At 41.4% G+C, this 18,965-nt stretch carries 15 protein-coding genes; 5 read left to right on the top strand and 10 right to left on the bottom strand.

The window, feature by feature from the left end:
• Positions 1 to 106: 106 nt before the first annotated feature.
• A complete protein-coding gene (gene gshA, locus AC1M9E_RS13880; RefSeq protein WP_481607182.1) occupies positions 107 to 1,684 on the top strand; it encodes a glutamate--cysteine ligase in 1,578 nt (525 codons plus the stop codon).
• A gap of 18 nt (positions 1,685 to 1,702) precedes the next feature.
• Entirely contained in the window at positions 1,703 to 2,203 is a 501-nt protein-coding gene (locus AC1M9E_RS13875) for a disulfide bond formation protein B (protein ID WP_180028388.1), read from the top strand.
• Positions 2,204 to 2,246: 43 nt separating this feature from the next.
• On the opposite strand, the gene AC1M9E_RS13870 is transcribed toward AC1M9E_RS13875, so the two are convergent.
• The gene (locus AC1M9E_RS13870) at positions 2,247 to 3,578 is read right to left on the bottom strand and encodes a PGAP1-like alpha/beta domain-containing protein (RefSeq protein WP_481607183.1); all 1,332 of its coding nucleotides are present in this window, start codon (positions 3,576 to 3,578) and stop codon (positions 2,247 to 2,249) included.
• 248 nt (positions 3,579 to 3,826) lie between these two features.
• Here AC1M9E_RS13870 and AC1M9E_RS13865 point away from each other — a divergent pair, with 248 nt between their 5' ends.
• Both AC1M9E_RS13865 and parE read left to right on the top strand, forming a co-directional pair.
• On the top strand, positions 3,827 to 4,411 hold the full coding sequence (locus AC1M9E_RS13865) for a YqiA/YcfP family alpha/beta fold hydrolase (RefSeq protein ID WP_035264764.1): 585 nt from the start codon (positions 3,827 to 3,829) through the stop codon (positions 4,409 to 4,411).
• Between the two features lie 14 nt (positions 4,412 to 4,425).
• On the top strand, positions 4,426 to 6,306 hold the full coding sequence (parE, locus tag AC1M9E_RS13860; protein WP_481592802.1) for a DNA topoisomerase IV subunit B: 1,881 nt from the start codon (positions 4,426 to 4,428) through the stop codon (positions 6,304 to 6,306).
• 44 nt (positions 6,307 to 6,350) lie between these two features.
• Here the strand turns inward: parE and AC1M9E_RS13855 are convergent, their stop codons facing one another.
• From AC1M9E_RS13855 to urtA, 9 genes are all read right to left on the bottom strand, one after another.
• On the bottom strand, positions 6,351 to 6,647 hold the full coding sequence (locus AC1M9E_RS13855; protein ID WP_481607185.1) for an FmdB family zinc ribbon protein: 297 nt from the start codon (positions 6,645 to 6,647) through the stop codon (positions 6,351 to 6,353).
• 121 nt (positions 6,648 to 6,768) lie between these two features.
• Entirely contained in the window at positions 6,769 to 7,947 is a 1,179-nt protein-coding gene (fmdA, locus tag AC1M9E_RS13850) for a formamidase (protein ID WP_092766540.1), read from the bottom strand.
• A 39-nt stretch (positions 7,948 to 7,986) separates the two neighbouring features.
• Positions 7,987 to 9,102, bottom strand: a complete 1,116-nt coding sequence (locus tag AC1M9E_RS13845) for an AAA family ATPase (RefSeq protein ID WP_051586508.1) — start codon at positions 9,100 to 9,102, stop codon at positions 7,987 to 7,989.
• 38 nt (positions 9,103 to 9,140) lie between these two features.
• Positions 9,141 to 10,184 (bottom strand): aliphatic amidase, encoded by a 1,044-nt coding sequence (locus AC1M9E_RS13840; protein WP_035264753.1) that lies wholly within the window; start codon positions 10,182 to 10,184, stop codon positions 9,141 to 9,143.
• A 212-nt stretch (positions 10,185 to 10,396) separates the two neighbouring features.
• Positions 10,397 to 11,095 carry an urea ABC transporter ATP-binding subunit UrtE gene (gene urtE / locus AC1M9E_RS13835; RefSeq protein WP_035264750.1) on the bottom strand — a complete coding sequence of 233 codons (699 nt, stop codon included), beginning with the start codon at positions 11,093 to 11,095 and terminating at the stop codon, positions 10,397 to 10,399.
• 9 nt (positions 11,096 to 11,104) lie between these two features.
• On the bottom strand, positions 11,105 to 11,863 hold the full coding sequence (urtD, locus tag AC1M9E_RS13830) for an urea ABC transporter ATP-binding protein UrtD (protein WP_092766538.1): 759 nt from the start codon (positions 11,861 to 11,863) through the stop codon (positions 11,105 to 11,107).
• Positions 11,860 to 13,026 (bottom strand): urea ABC transporter permease subunit UrtC, encoded by a 1,167-nt coding sequence (urtC, locus tag AC1M9E_RS13825; RefSeq protein ID WP_481590162.1) that lies wholly within the window; start codon positions 13,024 to 13,026, stop codon positions 11,860 to 11,862. Before urtC ends, urtD begins: the two co-directional genes overlap by 4 nt.
• 19 nt (positions 13,027 to 13,045) lie before the next feature.
• The gene (gene urtB / locus AC1M9E_RS13820; protein ID WP_035264743.1) at positions 13,046 to 13,966 is read right to left on the bottom strand and encodes an urea ABC transporter permease subunit UrtB; all 921 of its coding nucleotides are present in this window, start codon (positions 13,964 to 13,966) and stop codon (positions 13,046 to 13,048) included.
• A 79-nt stretch (positions 13,967 to 14,045) separates the two neighbouring features.
• Complete coding sequence (gene urtA, locus AC1M9E_RS13815; RefSeq protein ID WP_035264741.1) at positions 14,046 to 15,284, bottom strand: urea ABC transporter substrate-binding protein; 1,239 nt, start codon at positions 15,282 to 15,284, stop codon at positions 14,046 to 14,048.
• 202 nt (positions 15,285 to 15,486) lie between these two features.
• On the opposite strand from urtA, the gene AC1M9E_RS13810 reads away from it, so the two are divergent.
• On the top strand, positions 15,487 to 18,963 hold the full coding sequence (locus tag AC1M9E_RS13810) for a hybrid sensor histidine kinase/response regulator (protein WP_488225216.1): 3,477 nt from the start codon (positions 15,487 to 15,489) through the stop codon (positions 18,961 to 18,963).
• Positions 18,964 to 18,965: the final 2 nt, after the last annotated feature.

Genomic DNA, 18,965 nt, shown 5'->3' with positions numbered 1-18,965 from the left:
ACTGAAATGTATATGCAAACTGCATTTGGGAATATAAATCACGGTATACTTGATATAAATCAATAATTTTTTATCTCAGTCGTTCTTCTAGATAAGCGAGTAAGTAATGAGTCAACCCGAAGCGCTCTCTGAAACAATTTTACCAAATTGGGTGGATTCGACGGTGTTTAAAGGTATGTTACGAGGCATTGAGCGCGAAAGCCTAAGGATGCAAAGTGATGGCTTTATCTCCAAGAAAGATCATCCTAAGGGTTTAGGCTCTGCGTTAACTCATCCTCATATTACGACAGATTATTCTGAAGCCTTACTTGAGTTTATTACGCCTCCTCAATCTTCAATTTCTGAAGCATTAAGCTACTTAGAAGATATTCATGCTTTCACCCATCGACACCTAGAAGATGGTGAAAAGCTATGGCCAATGTCGATGCCATGTATGTTGGATGATGAAGAAGAAAGCATTCGTCTTGCGCAATATGGCTCATCCAATATCGGTAAATTCAAAACTTTATACCGCCGTGGTTTAGGTGTACGTTATGGTCGTCGTATGCAGACGATTTCAGGTGTACATTACAATGTTTCATTCCCTGATGCGTTGTTTGAGCAGTTGCAAGCAAACGAGCAAGATGAAGCTTTAAAACAGCTCAGTTTGCAGGATTATCGCAGCCATCGATATTTCGCTTTAATTCGAAATTTCATTCGTTTAACCCCATTGGTTATGTTCCTGATAGGTGCAAGCCCATCAGTCTGTCGTTGTTTTATGACGGGTCGTGAACATCATTTATTGCCTTTAATTAAGGGAACATTGTATTTGCCATATGCCACTGCATTGCGTATGGGGCGCTTTGGATATCAAAACTCGGCGCAGAAAGAGTTAGGTATTCATTACAATGATTTGAAAGGATATTTAGCAGGTTTACAAAAGGCGGTGAAAACATCTTATGCTGCTTTCAGTCGTTTGGGATTAGATGACGAAGCGGGTGAGCCGATCCAAATTAATGATCACGTACTGCAAATTGAAAACGAGTACTATAGTCTTGTACGTCCTAAACAAGTACCACAGTCTGGTGAAACACCATCTGATGCATTAGCAAACCGTGGGGTAGGGTATGTTGAATTACGCGCAGTAGATGTGAATCCATACAGCCCAATTGGTATCAATGAAGATACTGCAGGCTTCCTAGAGGTATTAGCGCTTTATTGTTTATTAAAAGACAGTCCTGAGCTGCTAGATGATGAACTTGAAGTGATTGAACAAAACCAGCAAGAAGTTGTGAATCGTGGGCGTGCCCCAAATGCTGCCATTGTTGAAAATGGTCAATCAATTGAAATTGAGACATGGGCAAATCAATATCTCAAACAGATGCAGCCTTTAGCAGAAACGTTAGATAAAGCTCACTCGACCTCGTTGTATTCTGATGCAATGCAAATTATGCAATCACGAGTAGATGAAGTGGATGAAACCTTCTCTGCGAAAATAGTAGAAGATACACTAAAACATAGTGGTACTTGGAGCTTAGGTAGTGTGCTCGCGCATCAACATGCTGATCATTATCAAAATTATGTGTTATCTCAGGATAAAGTCACCTATTTTGAACAACTTACAGTGCAATCACTTGAGCAGCAACAACAGTTGGAAGCAGAGTCTAGTTTAAGCTTTAAAGAATATCTAAAAGCATATCGATAAAAATATTGAGGAAAGTATATGCAGTGGCAAAATTATCGCATGGTGAGTGGTCTGTTGTTTGTAGCCAGTGTGATTGGAATGGCCTTCGCGTTGTATCTCGAACATGTCCAAGGACTTGAGCCTTGTCCATTGTGTGTATTTCAACGGTTAGGTCTGATCGGACTGGGACTGATTTCTTTTATTGCGGTTCTACACAATCCCGTCCGTAATGGTTTAAAACGAGCATATGCTTTCCTAGGGACATTATCGATTTTATGGTCAGCGGGTGTTGCTGCACGTCATGTCTGGCTGCAGAGTTTACCTCCAGATAAAGTGCCAAGTTGTGGGCCTGGTTTAGATTATTTGGTAGATGCTTTGCCGCTTAAAACAGTGCTTCAACAAGTGCTGTCAGGATCAGGCGAATGTGCGGTAGTAGACTGGACTTTCCTAGGTCAGTCTTTACCTGTGTGGTCTTTGGTATTTTTTAGTATTTTGCTGATCATCTCGATTTGGCAGTTATTCAGAAAGTATCCTGCTTAAAATAAAAAAGCCAACTAATAGTTGGCTTTTTTATTGAAGATGGTCAGGTTTCTACGATTCCTTCCATGCTTTCTAATTTGATTAAATATTTACGGATTTGCTCTTCAGCTAATTCATCGTGATGTGGATAGAACCATTTAACGATTTGCTCAGCAACACTGGAATGGTATTGAATTTCCATATGATTGAGCCCGTAGAACACCGCTTTATGTGATTCTGGCAATTTCAGTTGGAATCGCGGATTTGGATGCTCACCCAAAGCACTTTGCACACTCACTAAGTAATCGCCAATGACTTTGAGTGTACGATTTTTACGATTTTCAAACTCAATTGTTCCAGCTACTAGGAATGTATTGATATGTGAAGGCAGCGGTGCAGGTTTACGATTATCATCCATCATGCCAATACGAGCGTGATTGTGTTCCCAGTCATCATCACGGACACTACCATGGCGTAAATCCAAAATACCATCACTGCGAATATTCACAATGTGGCTGGCTAACTTGATGACGGGAAAGTGTCCAATTTTTTCTTGAACGGCAAAGCCAATACGTTCTAGAACTGCACCATGATGTGGAGAACCTAAGCAGACCAAATTCTCTGCCATGTGAAACCATTGATGGAGATTTTGTTTACCATAAAACAAAGCACTTCGAGAAACCAAACCACCCATACTGTGACCGATTAAATCAAGGCTGGTGATACGTGGATTGCGCTTTACCAAGTCTTCAAGCATATTGGCCAACGAACGACCATTCGCTGAAATTCTGCGACCAGTGTTGTAATGCAAATAAAGCATGGTGTTGTTGTCGCGTTGTGCAAGCAGTTTTTCACCAATACCGCCATAGTTGCGATTGGTCCAATCAAGATGATTCATGCACAGACCATGGCAAAAGATCACGACACGACCTGACAGGTCACCCTGTTGTAACTCTCCATAGTGATCATACAGATTACTGGTAATCGCCAACGGATTTTGATTTTTGAGTAAATAGTCGCCAATCACGCCATTAAGAGCACTGACCAAAAAAATCATTTTTGGCGTGAGGGGTTTATCATGGAGTTTCGGAAATTGATCAATGATTTTGCGCAGGGCTGGTGCGACCAAATAATTTCCGTAATTTAGAAGCGTGTCATATGAAAATTTATATAACTTTCGAACGTAGGTTTTCTTTTGAAATTCTTTTGATGTTTTTTTACTTAAACCAAATACGGTTAAGAGCACTTCACGTTGAAGTGATTGAATGAGATTTTGAACAGCAAGGTTAATTGGAGTGCTGACCAGTTGTGCCAAACCTTCAAGCACATCGGCCTGACTCGGAGGAGATCGATCCCATTTACAATAGGTTTCATGTAGTGGCGTTAAACTCGGCATCTAGTCTTATCCTGATAGTGCATGATCATCTAAAGACACTTTATTTTTAGCAATGATCACTGTATAAAATTCCTTGTATTTATCTTATGTTGTTCATCCCGAACAATTTTTAAGATAACTTTGATTTCAGATCGGCTCTAATTTTTTTGTCTGACAATATTTGTTATCGTACAAAAGAGAAACAAATATGTGATATGATTCACAATAAAAATTAGAACAATTTTGAGGAAAATGCAATTAATCAGTTCATGAATATTATCTATCTACATGGATTTCAAAGTAGTCCTTTTTCGATTAAAGGGCAACTGATTCGTCAGTATTTTGAAAGACATGAACATGTACAAGTGCATTTGCCCGATTTAAATATGCCGCCTGATCAGGTCATTACTTCGATTTCGACACTCATCGAGTCTATGTCAAATGTCGTTTTGATTGGGAGCAGTTTAGGTGGATTTTATGCGACGCAGCTTGCCGCGAAACATGGAGTCGCAGCTGTACTGATTAATCCCGCTATGCAACCATGGAAATTATTTAGAAACTTGTTTTCAACGGCGCAGTTTCCTTATCCAGTCACTGCGAATTGGTCGTTAGATGAAGCTCAGCTTGATCAATTGGAGCATATGGCAGTTCCGTTTGTGCAAGATGCAGACAAAATCTTGGTCTTGTTACAACAAGGTGATGAAGTTTTGGATTATCGTGAAGCGGAACGTTATTATAATTGCGATGGTCATCAAGCGTTCCTCATTACAGAAACATATGGCAATCACGCGATGGATGATTTCGCGGATAAAATACCCTTGGTATATCAGTTTTTAGCTGACAGCTTAAAATAAGGAAACAATTCAACGTGTCTCAATATACGGCCCAATCCCTTGAAGTCTTATCTGGTTTAGATCCTGTACGCCGTCGTCCAGGCATGTATACCGATACCACACGTCCAAACCATTTGGCGCAAGAGGTCATTGATAATGCGGTCGATGAAGCATTGGCAGGACACGCGAATAAAATTACAGTGACTGTGTATAAAGATGGTTCATTGTCAGTAGAAGATAACGGGCGTGGTATGCCAGTTGATATTCATCCTGAATATGGTCAAAGCGGCATTGAAATCATTCTGACTAAACTGCATGCAGGCGGGAAATTCAGCACAGATAATTATCAATTCTCTGGTGGTTTGCACGGGGTTGGTATTTCTGTTGTAAATGCGCTTTCCACACGTGTGGAAGTCCAAGTTCAGCGCCAAGGTAATTTGTACAAAATGGCCTTTGAGCAAGGTGAAGCAACGGCACCACTTGAAGTTCTGGAAGGTAAAGCACCTAAACGTGCATCGGGTACCTCAGTTCACTTTTGGCCTGAAGCGAAATATTTTGATTCACCTAAATTTGCATTAAAGGCACTTAAACACAATTTAAAAGCGAAGGCGGTATTAGCTGCTGGCTTACAAATCAATTATGTTGATGAAATTAACGACGAAAAGATCACTTGGCAGTTTGAAAATGGTCTCGTCGATTATTTGATGGATGAGTTGGAAGATCGTGAAATCATCCCTATGCCTGCATTTGTCGCTACAGGTGACGCGGAACGTGCCAGTGCGGAGTTTGCGATTTGTTGGAATGTTGAAGGCGGAGAGAGCATTCAAGAATCTTATGTGAACTTGATTCCAACGGCGCAAGGTGGCACACATGTGAATGGTCTTCGTTCAGGTGTGACGGATGCGATCCGTGAGTTCTGTGAGTTACGTAATCTCTTACCACGTAATATGAAGCTTTCAGCGGAAGATGTATGGGATGGCGTGAACTATATTCTGTCTTTGAAATTTCAAGAGCCACAATTTTCAGGTCAAACCAAAGAGCGTCTTTCAAGTCGTGAAGCCTCTGCGATTGTGCAGAACATCGCAAAAGATGCTTTTGCCTTATGGTTGAATCAAAACTCTGAAATTGCAATGCAATTGGCTGAAATGGCGATTTCAAAAGCGGGACGTCGTTTAAAAGCAGCGAAGAAAGTTGAGCGCAAAAAAATCGTTTCAGGTCCCACTTTACCAGGCAAATTATCTGATTGTGTGGGACATAGTTTGGAAGAGTCAGAACTATTTATTGTGGAAGGTGATTCTGCTGGAGGATCTGCCAAACAGGCGCGTGATAAGAATTTCCAAGCGATTATGCCGATCCGCGGAAAAATTTTAAACACTTGGGAAGTCTCTTCAGATGAAGTACTTGCTTCTCAAGAGGTTCATAATATTGCAATCGCAATAGGAGTCGATCCGGGTTCTGATGATTTGTCTGAACTTCGCTATGGCAAGATCTGTATTCTTGCCGATGCAGACTCAGATGGATTACATATTGCGACTTTACTATGTGCATTATTTGTGAAGCACTTCCCAAGTCTAGTTGAAGCAGGGCACTTATTTGTTGCGATGCCACCTTTATTCCGTATTGATGACGGTAAAGATGTGCATTACGCGCTTGATGAAGCAGAATTAGAAGGCATATTGAAAAAAGCCAAAACTAAATCCCCACAAATCACACGATTTAAAGGTTTGGGTGAGATGAATGCAAGTCAGCTCCGTGAAACAACATTGGATCCCAATACTCGTCGTTTGGTGCAACTAGATTTGGATGATGTGCATTTTACTTCAGGTTTATTAGATAAATTATTAGCCAAGAAACGCGCAAGTGATCGTAAAGAATGGTTGGAACAAAAAGGCAACTTAGCTGAATTAGTCGTTTAATTGTCCGTAGACACGAGCATTAAAGCCCGCATCTGCGGGCTTTTTTATACTTCACAGAGTGAACAATTCACACCACGACAATTGTGTAGCACTGAACTGCGTGAACTATTTTTATTGGTACCTGGACCGCCGACTAAAGGTCCTGCAAGTTGTTCTGCGCCTGACCCTGGGCGCCATTTGGTCTTCATGTTGATTTGTTGTCTGCCAGTTATCATCGGTTTTGCTAAGGTTTGTTGTTGGCAGTATTTACATTCGATGGTGTCAGTTGCAATCCTAGAAATAGGCACACGTTGTTCAAAAATTCCTTCGCAGTGATCACAGCGGAAATCGTATAATGGCATGGTCGTGCTCCTACTTATTTTTAAGCATGCGCATGTTTAAAAGTTAAAAAGGAGGTAGCTCGCATGCTTACTCAAGCTACCCCGTAAAATGGTGAAACCTGTAACAACAATAATGCGCTAATTAGCGTTTATGCCCCCAAAATTTATCGTCATTTAAAGCACCTTGCGGCAAGATATTTTGTTCAAAAATAGAGGTTGGGAGTGAGACGGTACATGCACAGTTTGGAATATCTACAATACCTCCGATACGACCTTCAACCGGTGCAGCGGTAAGTAACATGTAGGCTTGTGACCCAGTAAAGCCAAAGTTTTCAAGATACTTAATGGCTTTTAAACATGCTTGGCGGTAAGCCACTGTCGCATCGAGATAGTGATTTACACCATCTTCAACACTGATCCCTTCGAAAGTCAGCCATTGATCATAATTTGGACGTACATTGCTTGGAACAAAGATAGGTGAATCAATATTGTATTTTTCCATTCCACCTTTGATTAAATCGAAACCGACACGTGTAACGCCATCCATTTCAATCGCACCACAGAAACCAATTTCACCGTCACCTTGTGAGAAGTGGAGGTCGCCCATTGAGAAGCCAGCACCTTTTTGATAAACAGGGAAGTAAATACGGCTTCCTGCAGCAAGGTCTTTAATGTCTGTGTTACCCCCATGTTCACGTGGAGGAACTGTGCGTGCAGCTTCAGCCGCCATACGATCAAATTCTGGACCTTTCACACCACGCAGAACGGCTGTACGTGGATCAGGAGGGTTTGCCTGACCTTTAGGAACGAGCAATGCTTCACGGCGATTCCATTCTTTCAGTAAATCATGTGATGGTAGAGTTCCCATCAAGCCAGGATGTTTTAATCCTGCAATACGTACACCAGGGATATGACGTGAAGTTGCAAATAAACCTTTCAAATCCCAAATGGCTTTATCTGCCTCTGGGAAATAGTCCGCCAAGAAGCCACCACCATTTTCCTTGGCAAAAACACCCGAAAAACCCACATCAGAAATCGGTTGAATGTCTAGTAGATCAATGACCAACAAATCACCTGGTTCTGCACCTTCAACATAGAATGGACCTGTTAAAGGATGAGCACGTGTTAAATCCACATTTTTAACATCAGAAATATCGTCAGTATCTTTAATTTGTGCGTCAAGGAAATCCAAACTTTCAATCAGAATTTCTTCACCAGGTTTTACTGATGTCAGAAAAGGTAAGTCTGGGTGCCAACGGTTGTGACCAATTTCGGCTTGCTCCGCAAGTGGAACTCCTGGTTTGATTTTAATATGTTGCATAATGTATCCCCTGTATTGAGGTCAAATAAAGTTTAGGTCTCAGTGTTGTTGTGATGCTTCGTGTATCAGTAACGGATCAAGTTGTTTCACTGCAGGCTCAATCATCTGAATTTGAAGCTTCGTATTGTCGTAATCGATGATGAATTCACTAATGTGCTTGTTGTTTAGAAAAGCTTTCGCGAGTGCAGGTTCAACTAACACTTTAAAACGACGGCTTAAACCCCGAGCACCAAATCGAACATCATGTCCTGAACTCAGGAATCGAATGGCAGCATCGGTCAAAGCAATGGTTCGACTTTGCTTTTTTAGACGTTGGTTCATTTTGTCAATTTCGAGTTGGACTAAGGTTGCAGCAAAATCAGATTCAACTGGCTGATAATGTAAGATTCGCTCAATTCGATTTAGAAACTCAGGATCAAACTTTTTATCGAGTGCTTTTGTCGTGATTTCACTGTCATCTAATTTCAAATGCTTGGCTAAATTCTGGAGTGGTTTTGGTAATTGACTGAGTTGTTTCAGACGCTTTTGAGCATCTTTGGCACCCACATTACTCGTCATAAAAATCATGCAGTTTTTAAAGTCTAAAACCTTTGTACCCGCAGTTAATTTTAAAGTTCCTGTTTCAAGCACATTGAGTAGCCCTCGAATGACTTCAGTACTGGCTTTTTCAATTTCATCAAAGAGAACAATGCCAGGTTTGGAGAAACTCCCTTGAATCAGGGCTTCATCGAATAAAGTATTTCCTTCTTTAGAGCCGACATAGCCTGGTGGGGCACCTGTCAGGGCGGCTGCATAATGCTCTTGTGCCAATGTATTCATATCAATTCGACAGAATGCATCAGCTTTACCGTGTATCGCTTCAGCAATGAGGCGGACTGTTTCAGTTTTTCCTACACCGGTAGGACCTAACATCAGTGTGACACTTAAAGGACGATGAGCTGCGTTAAAATCTGCTTTCACTGTGGTGAGCATATTTTCAATTTCATCAAGTGCGGCTTCTTGTCCAATAATATGTTCACGTAGATGGGTCATCACGGCATCTGGTTCAAAACTGAATCGGGAAGTACGTGCAATACATTCCTTGCTTTGCATGTCATAGCGTTGTTTTGCCAAACTTTCCTGATTGGCATGTATACGGTCACTGGCAAATGTCATGTTCGAAACCTCCTGAAATCAAGTCGGACGAAGCTTCTTTAAGAAGCTTCTTTCTCTAACCCTTCGTGAGGTAAGTTGCCAATTGGGCACTCTGCAACGCCAATGGTTGAACGCGTAAACTGCTCAACATTTTCCTGTGCTTTTTGTGCGTCTAAGACCCATGTCTTGTAGAAGTCGAATGGACAATCGGCAACCCCTTTATCACCATCACCATTGTTGTATACGCCTGTATAGCCACGGTGTAGCAGCTTGAACAAGTGGTTTTGTGATTGATCGTATTTACGTGCATCACGTATTTCTGTGAGTGATAACTGTGCGTATTGGATACCATTTTCTTCCGTACCACATTCACCTAATGTACGTCCGTCAAAGCCGACCACTGCCGAATGTCCAAAGTAGGTATATACCCCATCAAAACCAGTACAATTGGCAACAGCGACATAAACGTTATTTGCCCAAGCCATACATTTGGCCATATTGATTTGCTGTTCATCAGCCGGGTACATATAACCTTGGCATCGCACCACAAGTTCAGCACCTTTCATCGCACAGTCGCGCCAAATTTCAGGGTAATTACCGTCGTCACAGATAATGAGTGACATTTTGATGCCTTTAGGGCCCTCTGTCACATAAGTCGTATCTCCAGGGCACCAGCCTTCAATTGGGCACCATGGAATAATCTTGCGATATTTTTGAACGATTTCACCTTTGTTATTGATGAGCACTAAGGTGTTATATGGCACTTTATGCGGGTGTTCTTCGTGCTGTTCCCCAGTAATTGAGAATACGCCCCAAACATTTGCTTCAATACAAGCTTGAGAGAAAATTGCCGTTTCATCACCTGGGATTGTGGCTGCCGTTGCCATCATTTCATCATGATCATACATAATGCCCATGGTGCTGTATTCAGGAAAAACAATGAGATCCATACCTGGAATACCTTGTTTAATTCCTTTCAACATTTCAGCAATTTTTTTTGCATTCTCAAGTACTTCTGCTTTGGTGTGCAAGCGTGGAATTTTATAGTTCACTACTGCTACACCTACTGTATTTGGACTACTTGAGATATCACCGTGACGCATTCAACTTACTCCCCATATCTTTAAAATTAAAATCTATGTAAGGAGTTTCTCGTGAAATTGATCGATGCAAAATACGGTGAATTGCGTATATGAAGCGATATTTTGAATGAGTCTTTAGATCGAAATAACAATACCACTCCAACAAATGGTCAAAAAAATCCCCCGAAAAATCGAGGGAGATGCCAAATTAAGAATTGATGAGATGACGTGCTTTAAACTGAAAGATATTTGCTAATGGTCGCTTCATCGACATTCGCTCTGACATCTTCATAAGCAAAACGGCCTTTATCGATGACCAAGAAGCGATCTGCCATCGCCATAGTAAAGCTCAGTACTTGCTCGGAGACCACGATAGTGAGGTCTCGTTGATCGCGAATTTCTTTTAGCGTTTTCGCAATATCTTTAATAATCGAGGGCTGGATTCCCTCGGTAGGTTCATCGAGCAGCAATACTTTGGGATTGGTGGCGAGTGCACGTGCAATTGCCAATTGTTGCTGTTGTCCACCAGATAAATTTCCCCCTTTGCGTTTACGCATATCCCAAAGTACAGGGAAAAGCTCATACAGATCGTCAGGTACTTTGCCATGGGCAGACGCAGGGAGACCCGTTTGAATATTCTCTAGAACAGACATGGTTGAGAAAATCATACGACCTTGAGGAACATAGGCAACACCATTTTCCACGCGTTGATACGGGTCAAGCTTTTCTAAGTTTTTACCATCGAGCTTGATTTCGCCTTGAGTATTTTTAATATCACCGATAAGGGTTTTAAACAGTGTGGTTTTTCCCATCCCATTTCGACCCATAATCGCCACAATTTCTTTGGGTTGAATTTTAAGCTCTAGATCATGAATGACTTGGCTTTGTTTATAACCTGAACACAAAGAACTAATTTCTAATAATCCGCTCATAAGGCCTCCTTAGTGTCCGAGATAGACTTCAATGACTTTTGGATCACTTTGCACATCATCCATTTTTCCTGCTGCGAGGATTTTCCCTTGATGCAATACAGTCACTTTATCTGCAATAGTTTTTACGAACTCCATATCGTGCTCAATCACGAGGACTGAGCGTCCTTTACTGATTTCACGAAGCAGTTGTGCTGTCTGTTCGCGCTCAGAAACACTCATGCCTGCCACAGGTTCATCCAGCATTAACAACTCGGGGTCTTGCATAAGCAACATCCCTATTTCAAGCCATTGTTTTTGTCCATGAGACAATAGGCCTGCGGAGGTGTGTAATAAATCAGTGAGGAAAATTTTTGAAGCGACTTCTTGGATACGTTCTTCGACATCTTTGGTTCGCTTAAAGAACAAAGCCCCAAACACATTACGACCACGTGGGAAAGACATTTCTAGGTTGTCATAGACTGAAAGGTTTTCGTAAATATTGGGATTTTGAAATTTACGACCGACACCTTTACGAACGATTTCGAACTCTTTGAGCTTAGTCAGTTCAATATCATTAAATTTGATCGTGCCAGAAGTTGCTTTAGTTTTACCGCAAATCAAATCCAATACTGTTGTTTTACCTGCACCATTAGGGCCGATCACCACGTGAACTTCGTTTTTATCGAGATAGAAGTTGAGATCGCTGACGGCTTTAAAGCCATCAAACGAGACTGTGAGATCTTCGATAACAAGTACAGGTTTTGCCATTTCTACGCCGACTTTACTCATTTCACACCTCCTTCTACTTCAATATTGCTATCTTTTTTGGACTCCGTGGGTTGATGGGGGATAGGCGAAGCCGTTGTTTTTTTATCTTTGAAGATAAGTGGGCGAACATATTTTTCATATAAGCCAGCTAAACCATTCGGTAAGAACATCACAACGCCTATGAACAATGCACCAAGGAAGTACAACCATACTTCAGGGAATGCTTCAGAGAAGTAAGTTTTACCGAGGTTAACTAAAACTGCACCATATACAGCTCCAATCAGTGATAAACGACCGCCTACTGCAGCCAAGATCACCATTTCAATAGATGGGACGATGCCAATAATCGTAGGTGACATGAAGCCGACTTGCAGCGTAAACATTGCCCCACCGACGGAAGAAACGACTGCCGCAAAGCAGAAGATAAAGACTTTGTACATTGAAACGTCATAACCAGAAAAACGTACACGTTCTTCTTTTTCACGCATTGCAGAAAGTAAGCGACCTAACTTTGAGCTGAGAACAAAGCGACTGATCATGATGACTGCGATGAGTAATAATGCATTGATGTAATACAGAACGTACTTTGCCTCATCCGTACGGATGTCCCAGCCATGTAATGTCTTGAGATCAGTAATACCGTTGATACCACCAGTAAAGCCTTGTTGACCAATAATCAAAATTGTCAAAATCGCCACAATCGCTTGCATGATGATAGAGAAATACACGTCTCCTACACGACGAGTAAACATTGCAAAACCAATAATAAAAGCCAATAAAATTGGAATAATTACAATCGCGAATAGGGTAAATGTGAAACTATGGAACGGTTCCCAGAACATTGGTAAACTGGTAATTTGGTTCCAGTCCATAAAATCAGGAATACCGGGTGTGGTTTGAGCTGCTGTGGATTGCATGTCAGAAGCTTCGAGCTTGAGGAACATGGCCATACAGTAGCCACCGATCCCAAAGAAAATACCCTGACCTAAACTCAAAATGCCGCCGTAACCCCAGCACAGCACTAAACCAATCGCGACAAAGGCAAACGTAAGATATTTACCCATTAAATTGAGACGGAAAACATCTAAAAACATGGGCATTACAAATAGGATCAGTACTGCCAATATAGCCAGTCCAATCGCACCTTCTTTACCGCCTAACAAGGCATTCATTGGATTACTCATATCAATCTCTCCTGAATACCTATTTACGAACTTTGATTGAGAACAAACCTTGAGGACGTAACATCAAAATGATGATGACCGTCGCTAAGGTAATGACTTTGGCAACAGAGCCTGACAGGAAGAACTCTAGGATTGATTGGGCTTGTGCAATACTGAAAGCCGAAGCGATAGTGCCTAATAGACTTGCAGCTCCACCAAACACCACAACCAAGAACGTGTCTACGATATAGAGAGAGCCTGCAGTTGGACCAGTTGAGCCAATTGTCGTAAACGCCGCACCAGCAATACCGGCCAAACCACAACCTAATGCGAATGTTAGACTGTCCACACGCTTTGTATTAATACCAACGGCACCACTCATGAAACGGTTTTGGTTTGTCGCACGAAGCTGTAAGCCCCAGCGAGAACGATAGATGAGGAAATAGACGAAAGCGGTCACGGTGAGTGTGACACCGACAAGGAATAAGCCATTAATAGGAATATCAATCGTCTCTGTCGGTTGATAAGAGCCCATAAGCCAATCAGGTAGTGTTGGGCTCACTTCTTTGGGACCAAATGTAGAGCGAAACACTTGTTGCATGATTAAGCTCAAGCCCCAAGTTGCAAGCAAAGTATCGAGTGGCCGCTGATAAAGCCGACTAATCATGAGCCGTTCGACCATATAGCCGATAATGCCTGCTGTCAGAAAAGCTGCCACAATCGCTACAATAAAATAATAGGGAAGCAATTGAGGAAAATAGCTTTCAGTCAGGGTTGAAATGACAAATGTGGTATACGCGCCTATTGTGAGGAATTCACCATGTGCCATATTGATGACACCCATTTGCCCAAAAATAATTGCAAGGCCCAGTGCCATTAACAACAGCACACAGAAAACAGAAAGACCATTAAAGCCTTGCATCGCAAATATTGCACCGAAGTCAGCTAAAGATAAATCCATCGCCTCATCCTCCAAGCTTTAAATAATAGGTTTGAAATGAAAAGATCAGGAGAGGTCTCTCCTGATCATGTGCTGTCGATTAGTAGCCTTTAGGGAATGGATTAGGCTTGATTAAACCTTTTGATTCGTAGACCACTTTGAATTGACCATTGGTTTGCACTTGTGCAATACGTGATTTGCTCCATAAATGATGATTGGCATCAATTTTCACGTAACCTTCAGGCGCATTTTTCATTTCGATGCCTGGAGAGGCTTTGGTAACTTTGGCAACATCAAAACTACCAGCTTTTTCAACTGCGGCTTTCCATAGCCATGGACCAAGATAAGCTGCTTGAGTCACATCACCAATTACTGCTTTAGGACCATATTTCGCTTTAAATGCTTTTACGAAAGCTGCGTTACTTGAATTATTTAGACTTTGGAAATATTTCATTGAAGAGTAGAAGCCCTTCATATTTTCGCCACCAATCCCCAGTAATTCATCTTCTGTCACAGAGAAGGTGAGCAGTGTTTGCTTATCGCCAGTCACGCCTGCAGCTTTCATTTGCTTATAGAATGAAACGTTTGATCCACCCACCACGGCAGCGACAATTGCATCTGGTTTACGAAGTTTGGTTTTGTTAATTAAAGAACCAAATTGCGTATGTCCAAGCGGGTAGTATTCTTCACCGACGACTTTACCTTTCAACACTTTTTCAATGTGTGTACGGGCAATTTTCATGGTGGTACGTGGCCAAATATAGTCAGAACCGATTAAATAGAATGTTTTGGCTTTTTTCTCACGTGCAAGCCAATTCAGAGACTCAAGCACCTGTTGCGTAGCTTCTTGACCGGTATAAATCACATTTTTAGATTGTTCTAGACCTTCATAGAATGTTGGGTAATACAGAAGCGAATTATTTCGTTCAATAATAGGTAATACGGCTTTACGAGAAGCTGAAGTCCAGCAACCAAAAATTGCTGCAACACGATCCTTTTCAGTTAATTTTCGGGCTTTCTCAGCGAAAGTTGGCCAGTCAGATGCACCATCTTCTTGAACAATTTTAATCTGACGACCTAATACACCACCTTGTTTGTTGATCTGCTCAATGGCTAAACGTTCTGCTTGGATGGCTCCTGTTTCAGAGATTGCCATCGTTCCTGTCGCTGAATGAAGCTGACCGACATAGACGAATTTATCATTTACGTTAAGTTTGGTTGTATTTACTTTTGCTGTCGCTGGAGCACTCGCAGTGGTCAAGACAGGTGCCAGTAAAAAAGGAACAGCGAGTAGTCCTGCGAGTAAGCCAGATGTTTTAACTTTAGATTTTAAGGTCATTGGTGTTCCCCTGATGAAGTGGATAAGGCCATTGCGCGATTTATTGTTTGCGCTTGCTATGGACTTAAGCCTAAGGGGTGTTAAAAAATGAGCATATACGTCACTTTACGTATATCGATGTTCCTCAAAATGATTTTTGATGAAAGTTAAGCTGGGCATAGATTTTGCTAACTGTAAGGGTCTATTTAAATTGCCTAGCTTTATGGTTTCATCTAGCAATACTCCTCAAGCACCGCAACGGGTGATTCATACACGCCGTAAATACAATACTTGGGTGGTTGATGAGAGTATTGAAGACTATGCACTACGCTACGCACCGAGGTCAGTAAGACGGTGGTCCCTTTGGACGGTGACCAATACAGCGCTTGCAGCAGTCAGTTTTCTAGCGATGGAAGCGCTTGGTGCAACCATGTTATGGCAATACGGCTTTAGCAATGCATTCTGGGCCTTAGTGGTCGTTTCAATCATTATCTTTTTGACCAGTTGGCCTATTGGATATTACGCGGCCAAATACAATGTTGATATTGACCTACTTACACGGGGCGCAGGCTTTGGCTATATCGGCTCATCTATAACTTCAGTCATTTACGCCAGTTTTACTTTCATCTTCTTTGCTTTTGAAGCCGCTATCATGGCTTTGGCGCTTGAGCTTGGTTTAGGTGTGCCGCTGAGTCTAGGTTATTTAATTTCTGCGCTTATTATTCTGCCCCTAGTGATCAAAGGCATAGGATTTATTAATAAAGTACAAGCGTTTACCCAACCATTATGGATTTTTTTATTATTACTACCATGGTGCTTTGTTTTGGTGAAGCATCCGACTCTGCTCTCTGAAGTTGCCCTAATAGAAGGCGCGCAAAGTCAAAGTGCAGGATTCAATTTGGCTTTTTTTGGCGCATCTTGCACTGTTTTATTTGCGCTGATTACGCAGATTGGTGAACAAGCTGATTATTTAAGATTTTTGCCAGACAAAAAAAATGCTCAAAAGAAATGGAATTGGGCGGTATTTTTAGGCGGTCCTGCATGGATATTGGTGGGATTCATTAAAATTTTTATGGGCATGATTTTAATGGTACTCGCCCTTAAATTTATGGTACCGAATCATGAGTTAAGCAATCCGAATTATCTATATTGGATCGCCTACCAACAAGTGATTGAGCATCCTGGTGCTGCATTATTTCTTACAGTCATGTTTGTGTGTATCGCACAGTTAAAGATCAACGTAACCAACGCTTATGCTGGCTCATTGGCATGGTCTAATTTCTTTGCACGCTTAACGCACAGTCATCCCGGACGTGTAGTCTGGTTAGTATTCAATATTTTTATTGCGCTATTGTTGATGGAGCTGGGTGTCATCCATGCGGTGGAGCGTGTATTAGGGCTTTATAGTAATGTCGCCTTGGCATGGGTGGGTGCCATCGTTGCTGATCTCGTTATCTGTAAGCCATTGGGGCTGAGCCCGAAAGGAATTGAGTTTAGGCGTGCTTACCTCTATGACATTAATCCAGTCGGTGTTGGCAGTTTATGTATTGCATCCTTATTGTCGATTTTATGCTACTGGGGATTATTTGGTGATATCGCAAAATCCTTAGCAGGATTTATTGCTTTAGGTTCAGCTATCGTCTGTGTCCCAATGCTTGCTTATTTTACTCGTGGCAAATACTACATCGCACGTCATGAAGATAAATCATTAAAACCAATAGAGACACAACGATGTGTGGTTTGTGAGCATGAGTATGAAATGGCTGACATGGCGACTTGTCCTGCTTATAACAATATTATTTGTTCTTTATGCTGTACCTTAGAAGCTCGTTGCCATGATTTATGTAAGCCTCATGCACGGTGGTCTGCACAACTTAAGCATTTTGCAGTTTGGTTTCTACCGAGCCAATGGTTGAGATACATCAATACTAGATTGAGTCTTTATATTTTGATGATCTTTGTTCTGAGTGTGGTTTTGGCAGTCAGTTTAAGTCTGGTTTATTTACAAGAACTGAGTAAATTCGGCACAGTATTTGGATCAACTCAACAGCATGAGTTGCTGATGCTATTTGTGAAAATTTATGCCGTATTATTTTTACTGTTATGTGTTGCAGCATGGTGGTTGGTACTCAATGATGAAAGTCGCCGACAAGCTCAGCTTGAAAGTAATATGCAAACACAACTGCTCATGGACGAAATTGAAGCGCATAAAATTACAGATCGGCAATTACAAGATGCACGAACTCAAGCTGAAAAAGCCAATGAGGCCAAAAGTCGTTATGTTGTTGGAATTAGTCATGAACTGAGAACACCTCTAAATAGTATTTTAGGATATAGCCAGTTACTCAATAAACAAGAACAACTCTCTGAACAAGGAAAAGCTGCGCTGGGCGTGATTCGTCGTAGTGGGCAGCATTTAACGTCCTTGATTGATGGTTTACTTGATCTTGCAAGGATTGAAACAGGTAAAATTTCTTTAGAAATGTCGAATATTGAATTTCCGAAGTTTCTCCAACAAATCGTAAATATGTTTGAGCCACAATTCCAACAAAAACAACTGAAATTTACGGTCGAAATTAGTGAAAAAATACCACAATACGTGCGTATAGATAAAAAAAGACTTGAACAGATCCTTATCAATTTAATGGGAAATGCTTTGAAATTTACGCTCGAAGGAGAGGTGAAATTTAGAGTGGATTATCGCTTTCAGACGGCATATTTTGAAATTCATGATACGGGATGTGGAATTGCTGAAGCAGATCTAGAGCGAATATTCCAGCCTTTTGAGCGCGGACAAAATGTCGTACAAGGGAGCTTTGCAGGAACAGGTTTGGGTTTACCAATTGTTAAACTATTGGTGGATATTCTCGGTGGGGAGTTAAATGTAAGCAGTAGGTTAAAAAACGGTTCAGTTTTTAAAATAAAACTATATTTACCTTCAAAGTCGGTCATTCATCCCATTGCTGATGTCGCATCGAATACAGTATCTGGCTATATGGGACATCGCCGTAAAATATTGGTCGTAGACAATGAAGCAACTGATCGTGGACTAGTTTTAAATTTCCTTAAACCTCTCAGCTTTATTCTTGAAGAAGCAGAATCGGGATTGCAATGTCTAAGAAAAGTCCCTGAATTTCGACCAGATTTAATTTTAATGGATTTGAGTATGCCATTGATGGGAGGGTGGGAAACTGCGAAATTATTGAGAAATAATAAAATGACCAATGTTCCTATCATCATTATTTCCGCAGATGCCAATGAACGAATGCAGAATCCTGAAACCGATGTATTGAATGAAGACTTTCTGGTCAAACCCGTGGACTTAAATCTGCTACTGAACAAGATTGGAGATAAATTAGGCTTGAACTGGGTTCATCAGAATGAGCCGAATCAAGCCGCAGAAGAACCTCAAAAACAGGTTGAACCCTTACACCATGATGGCAACGCTTTATCTGTCAGCGTGATTGATGAGGATGATGTAGCACCAGAACAAGCGCTAATCAAACTAGAAGATTATTTGAGTATTGGTTATATCCGTGGAGCCAAAGAGATGCTCGAAATTTGCAATAAACTCAATGTCTGTGATCCTTCTATATGGCAGCACATAGAATTTGATATTCAACGCTTCGATACCCAACGTGCATTACAACGATTACACGAGCACCTATCTGATATCAGATCTGATTTGGAAGGGAGTTAAGC

The organism is Acinetobacter sp. 24-47-47, from assembly GCF_057737035.1.
The sequence above is the reverse complement of the archived record's forward strand: the minus strand, read 5'-3'. Positions and strand labels throughout refer to the sequence as shown.

Coding starts and splice junctions, on each gene's coding strand:
- gshA (WP_481607182.1), top strand. CDS start 107: ATGAGTCAACCCGAAGCGCTCTCTGAAACAATTTTACCAAATTGGGTG.
- AC1M9E_RS13875 (WP_180028388.1), top strand. CDS start 1,703: ATGCAGTGGCAAAATTATCGCATGGTGAGTGGTCTGTTGTTTGTAGCC.
- AC1M9E_RS13870 (WP_481607183.1), bottom strand. CDS start 3,578: ATGCCGAGTTTAACGCCACTACATGAAACCTATTGTAAATGGGATCGA.
- AC1M9E_RS13865 (WP_035264764.1), top strand. CDS start 3,827: ATGAATATTATCTATCTACATGGATTTCAAAGTAGTCCTTTTTCGATT.
- AC1M9E_RS13855 (WP_481607185.1), bottom strand. CDS start 6,647: ATGCCATTATACGATTTCCGCTGTGATCACTGCGAAGGAATTTTTGAA.
- fmdA (WP_092766540.1), bottom strand. CDS start 7,947: ATGCAACATATTAAAATCAAACCAGGAGTTCCACTTGCGGAGCAAGCC.
- AC1M9E_RS13845 (WP_051586508.1), bottom strand. CDS start 9,102: ATGACATTTGCCAGTGACCGTATACATGCCAATCAGGAAAGTTTGGCA.
- AC1M9E_RS13840 (WP_035264753.1), bottom strand. CDS start 10,184: ATGCGTCACGGTGATATCTCAAGTAGTCCAAATACAGTAGGTGTAGCA.
- urtE (WP_035264750.1), bottom strand. CDS start 11,095: ATGAGCGGATTATTAGAAATTAGTTCTTTGTGTTCAGGTTATAAACAA.
- urtD (WP_092766538.1), bottom strand. CDS start 11,863: ATGAGTAAAGTCGGCGTAGAAATGGCAAAACCTGTACTTGTTATCGAA.
- urtC (WP_481590162.1), bottom strand. CDS start 13,026: ATGAGTAATCCAATGAATGCCTTGTTAGGCGGTAAAGAAGGTGCGATT.
- urtB (WP_035264743.1), bottom strand. CDS start 13,966: ATGGATTTATCTTTAGCTGACTTCGGTGCAATATTTGCGATGCAAGGC.
- urtA (WP_035264741.1), bottom strand. CDS start 15,284: ATGACCTTAAAATCTAAAGTTAAAACATCTGGCTTACTCGCAGGACTA.
- AC1M9E_RS13810 (WP_488225216.1), top strand. CDS start 15,487: ATGGTTTCATCTAGCAATACTCCTCAAGCACCGCAACGGGTGATTCAT.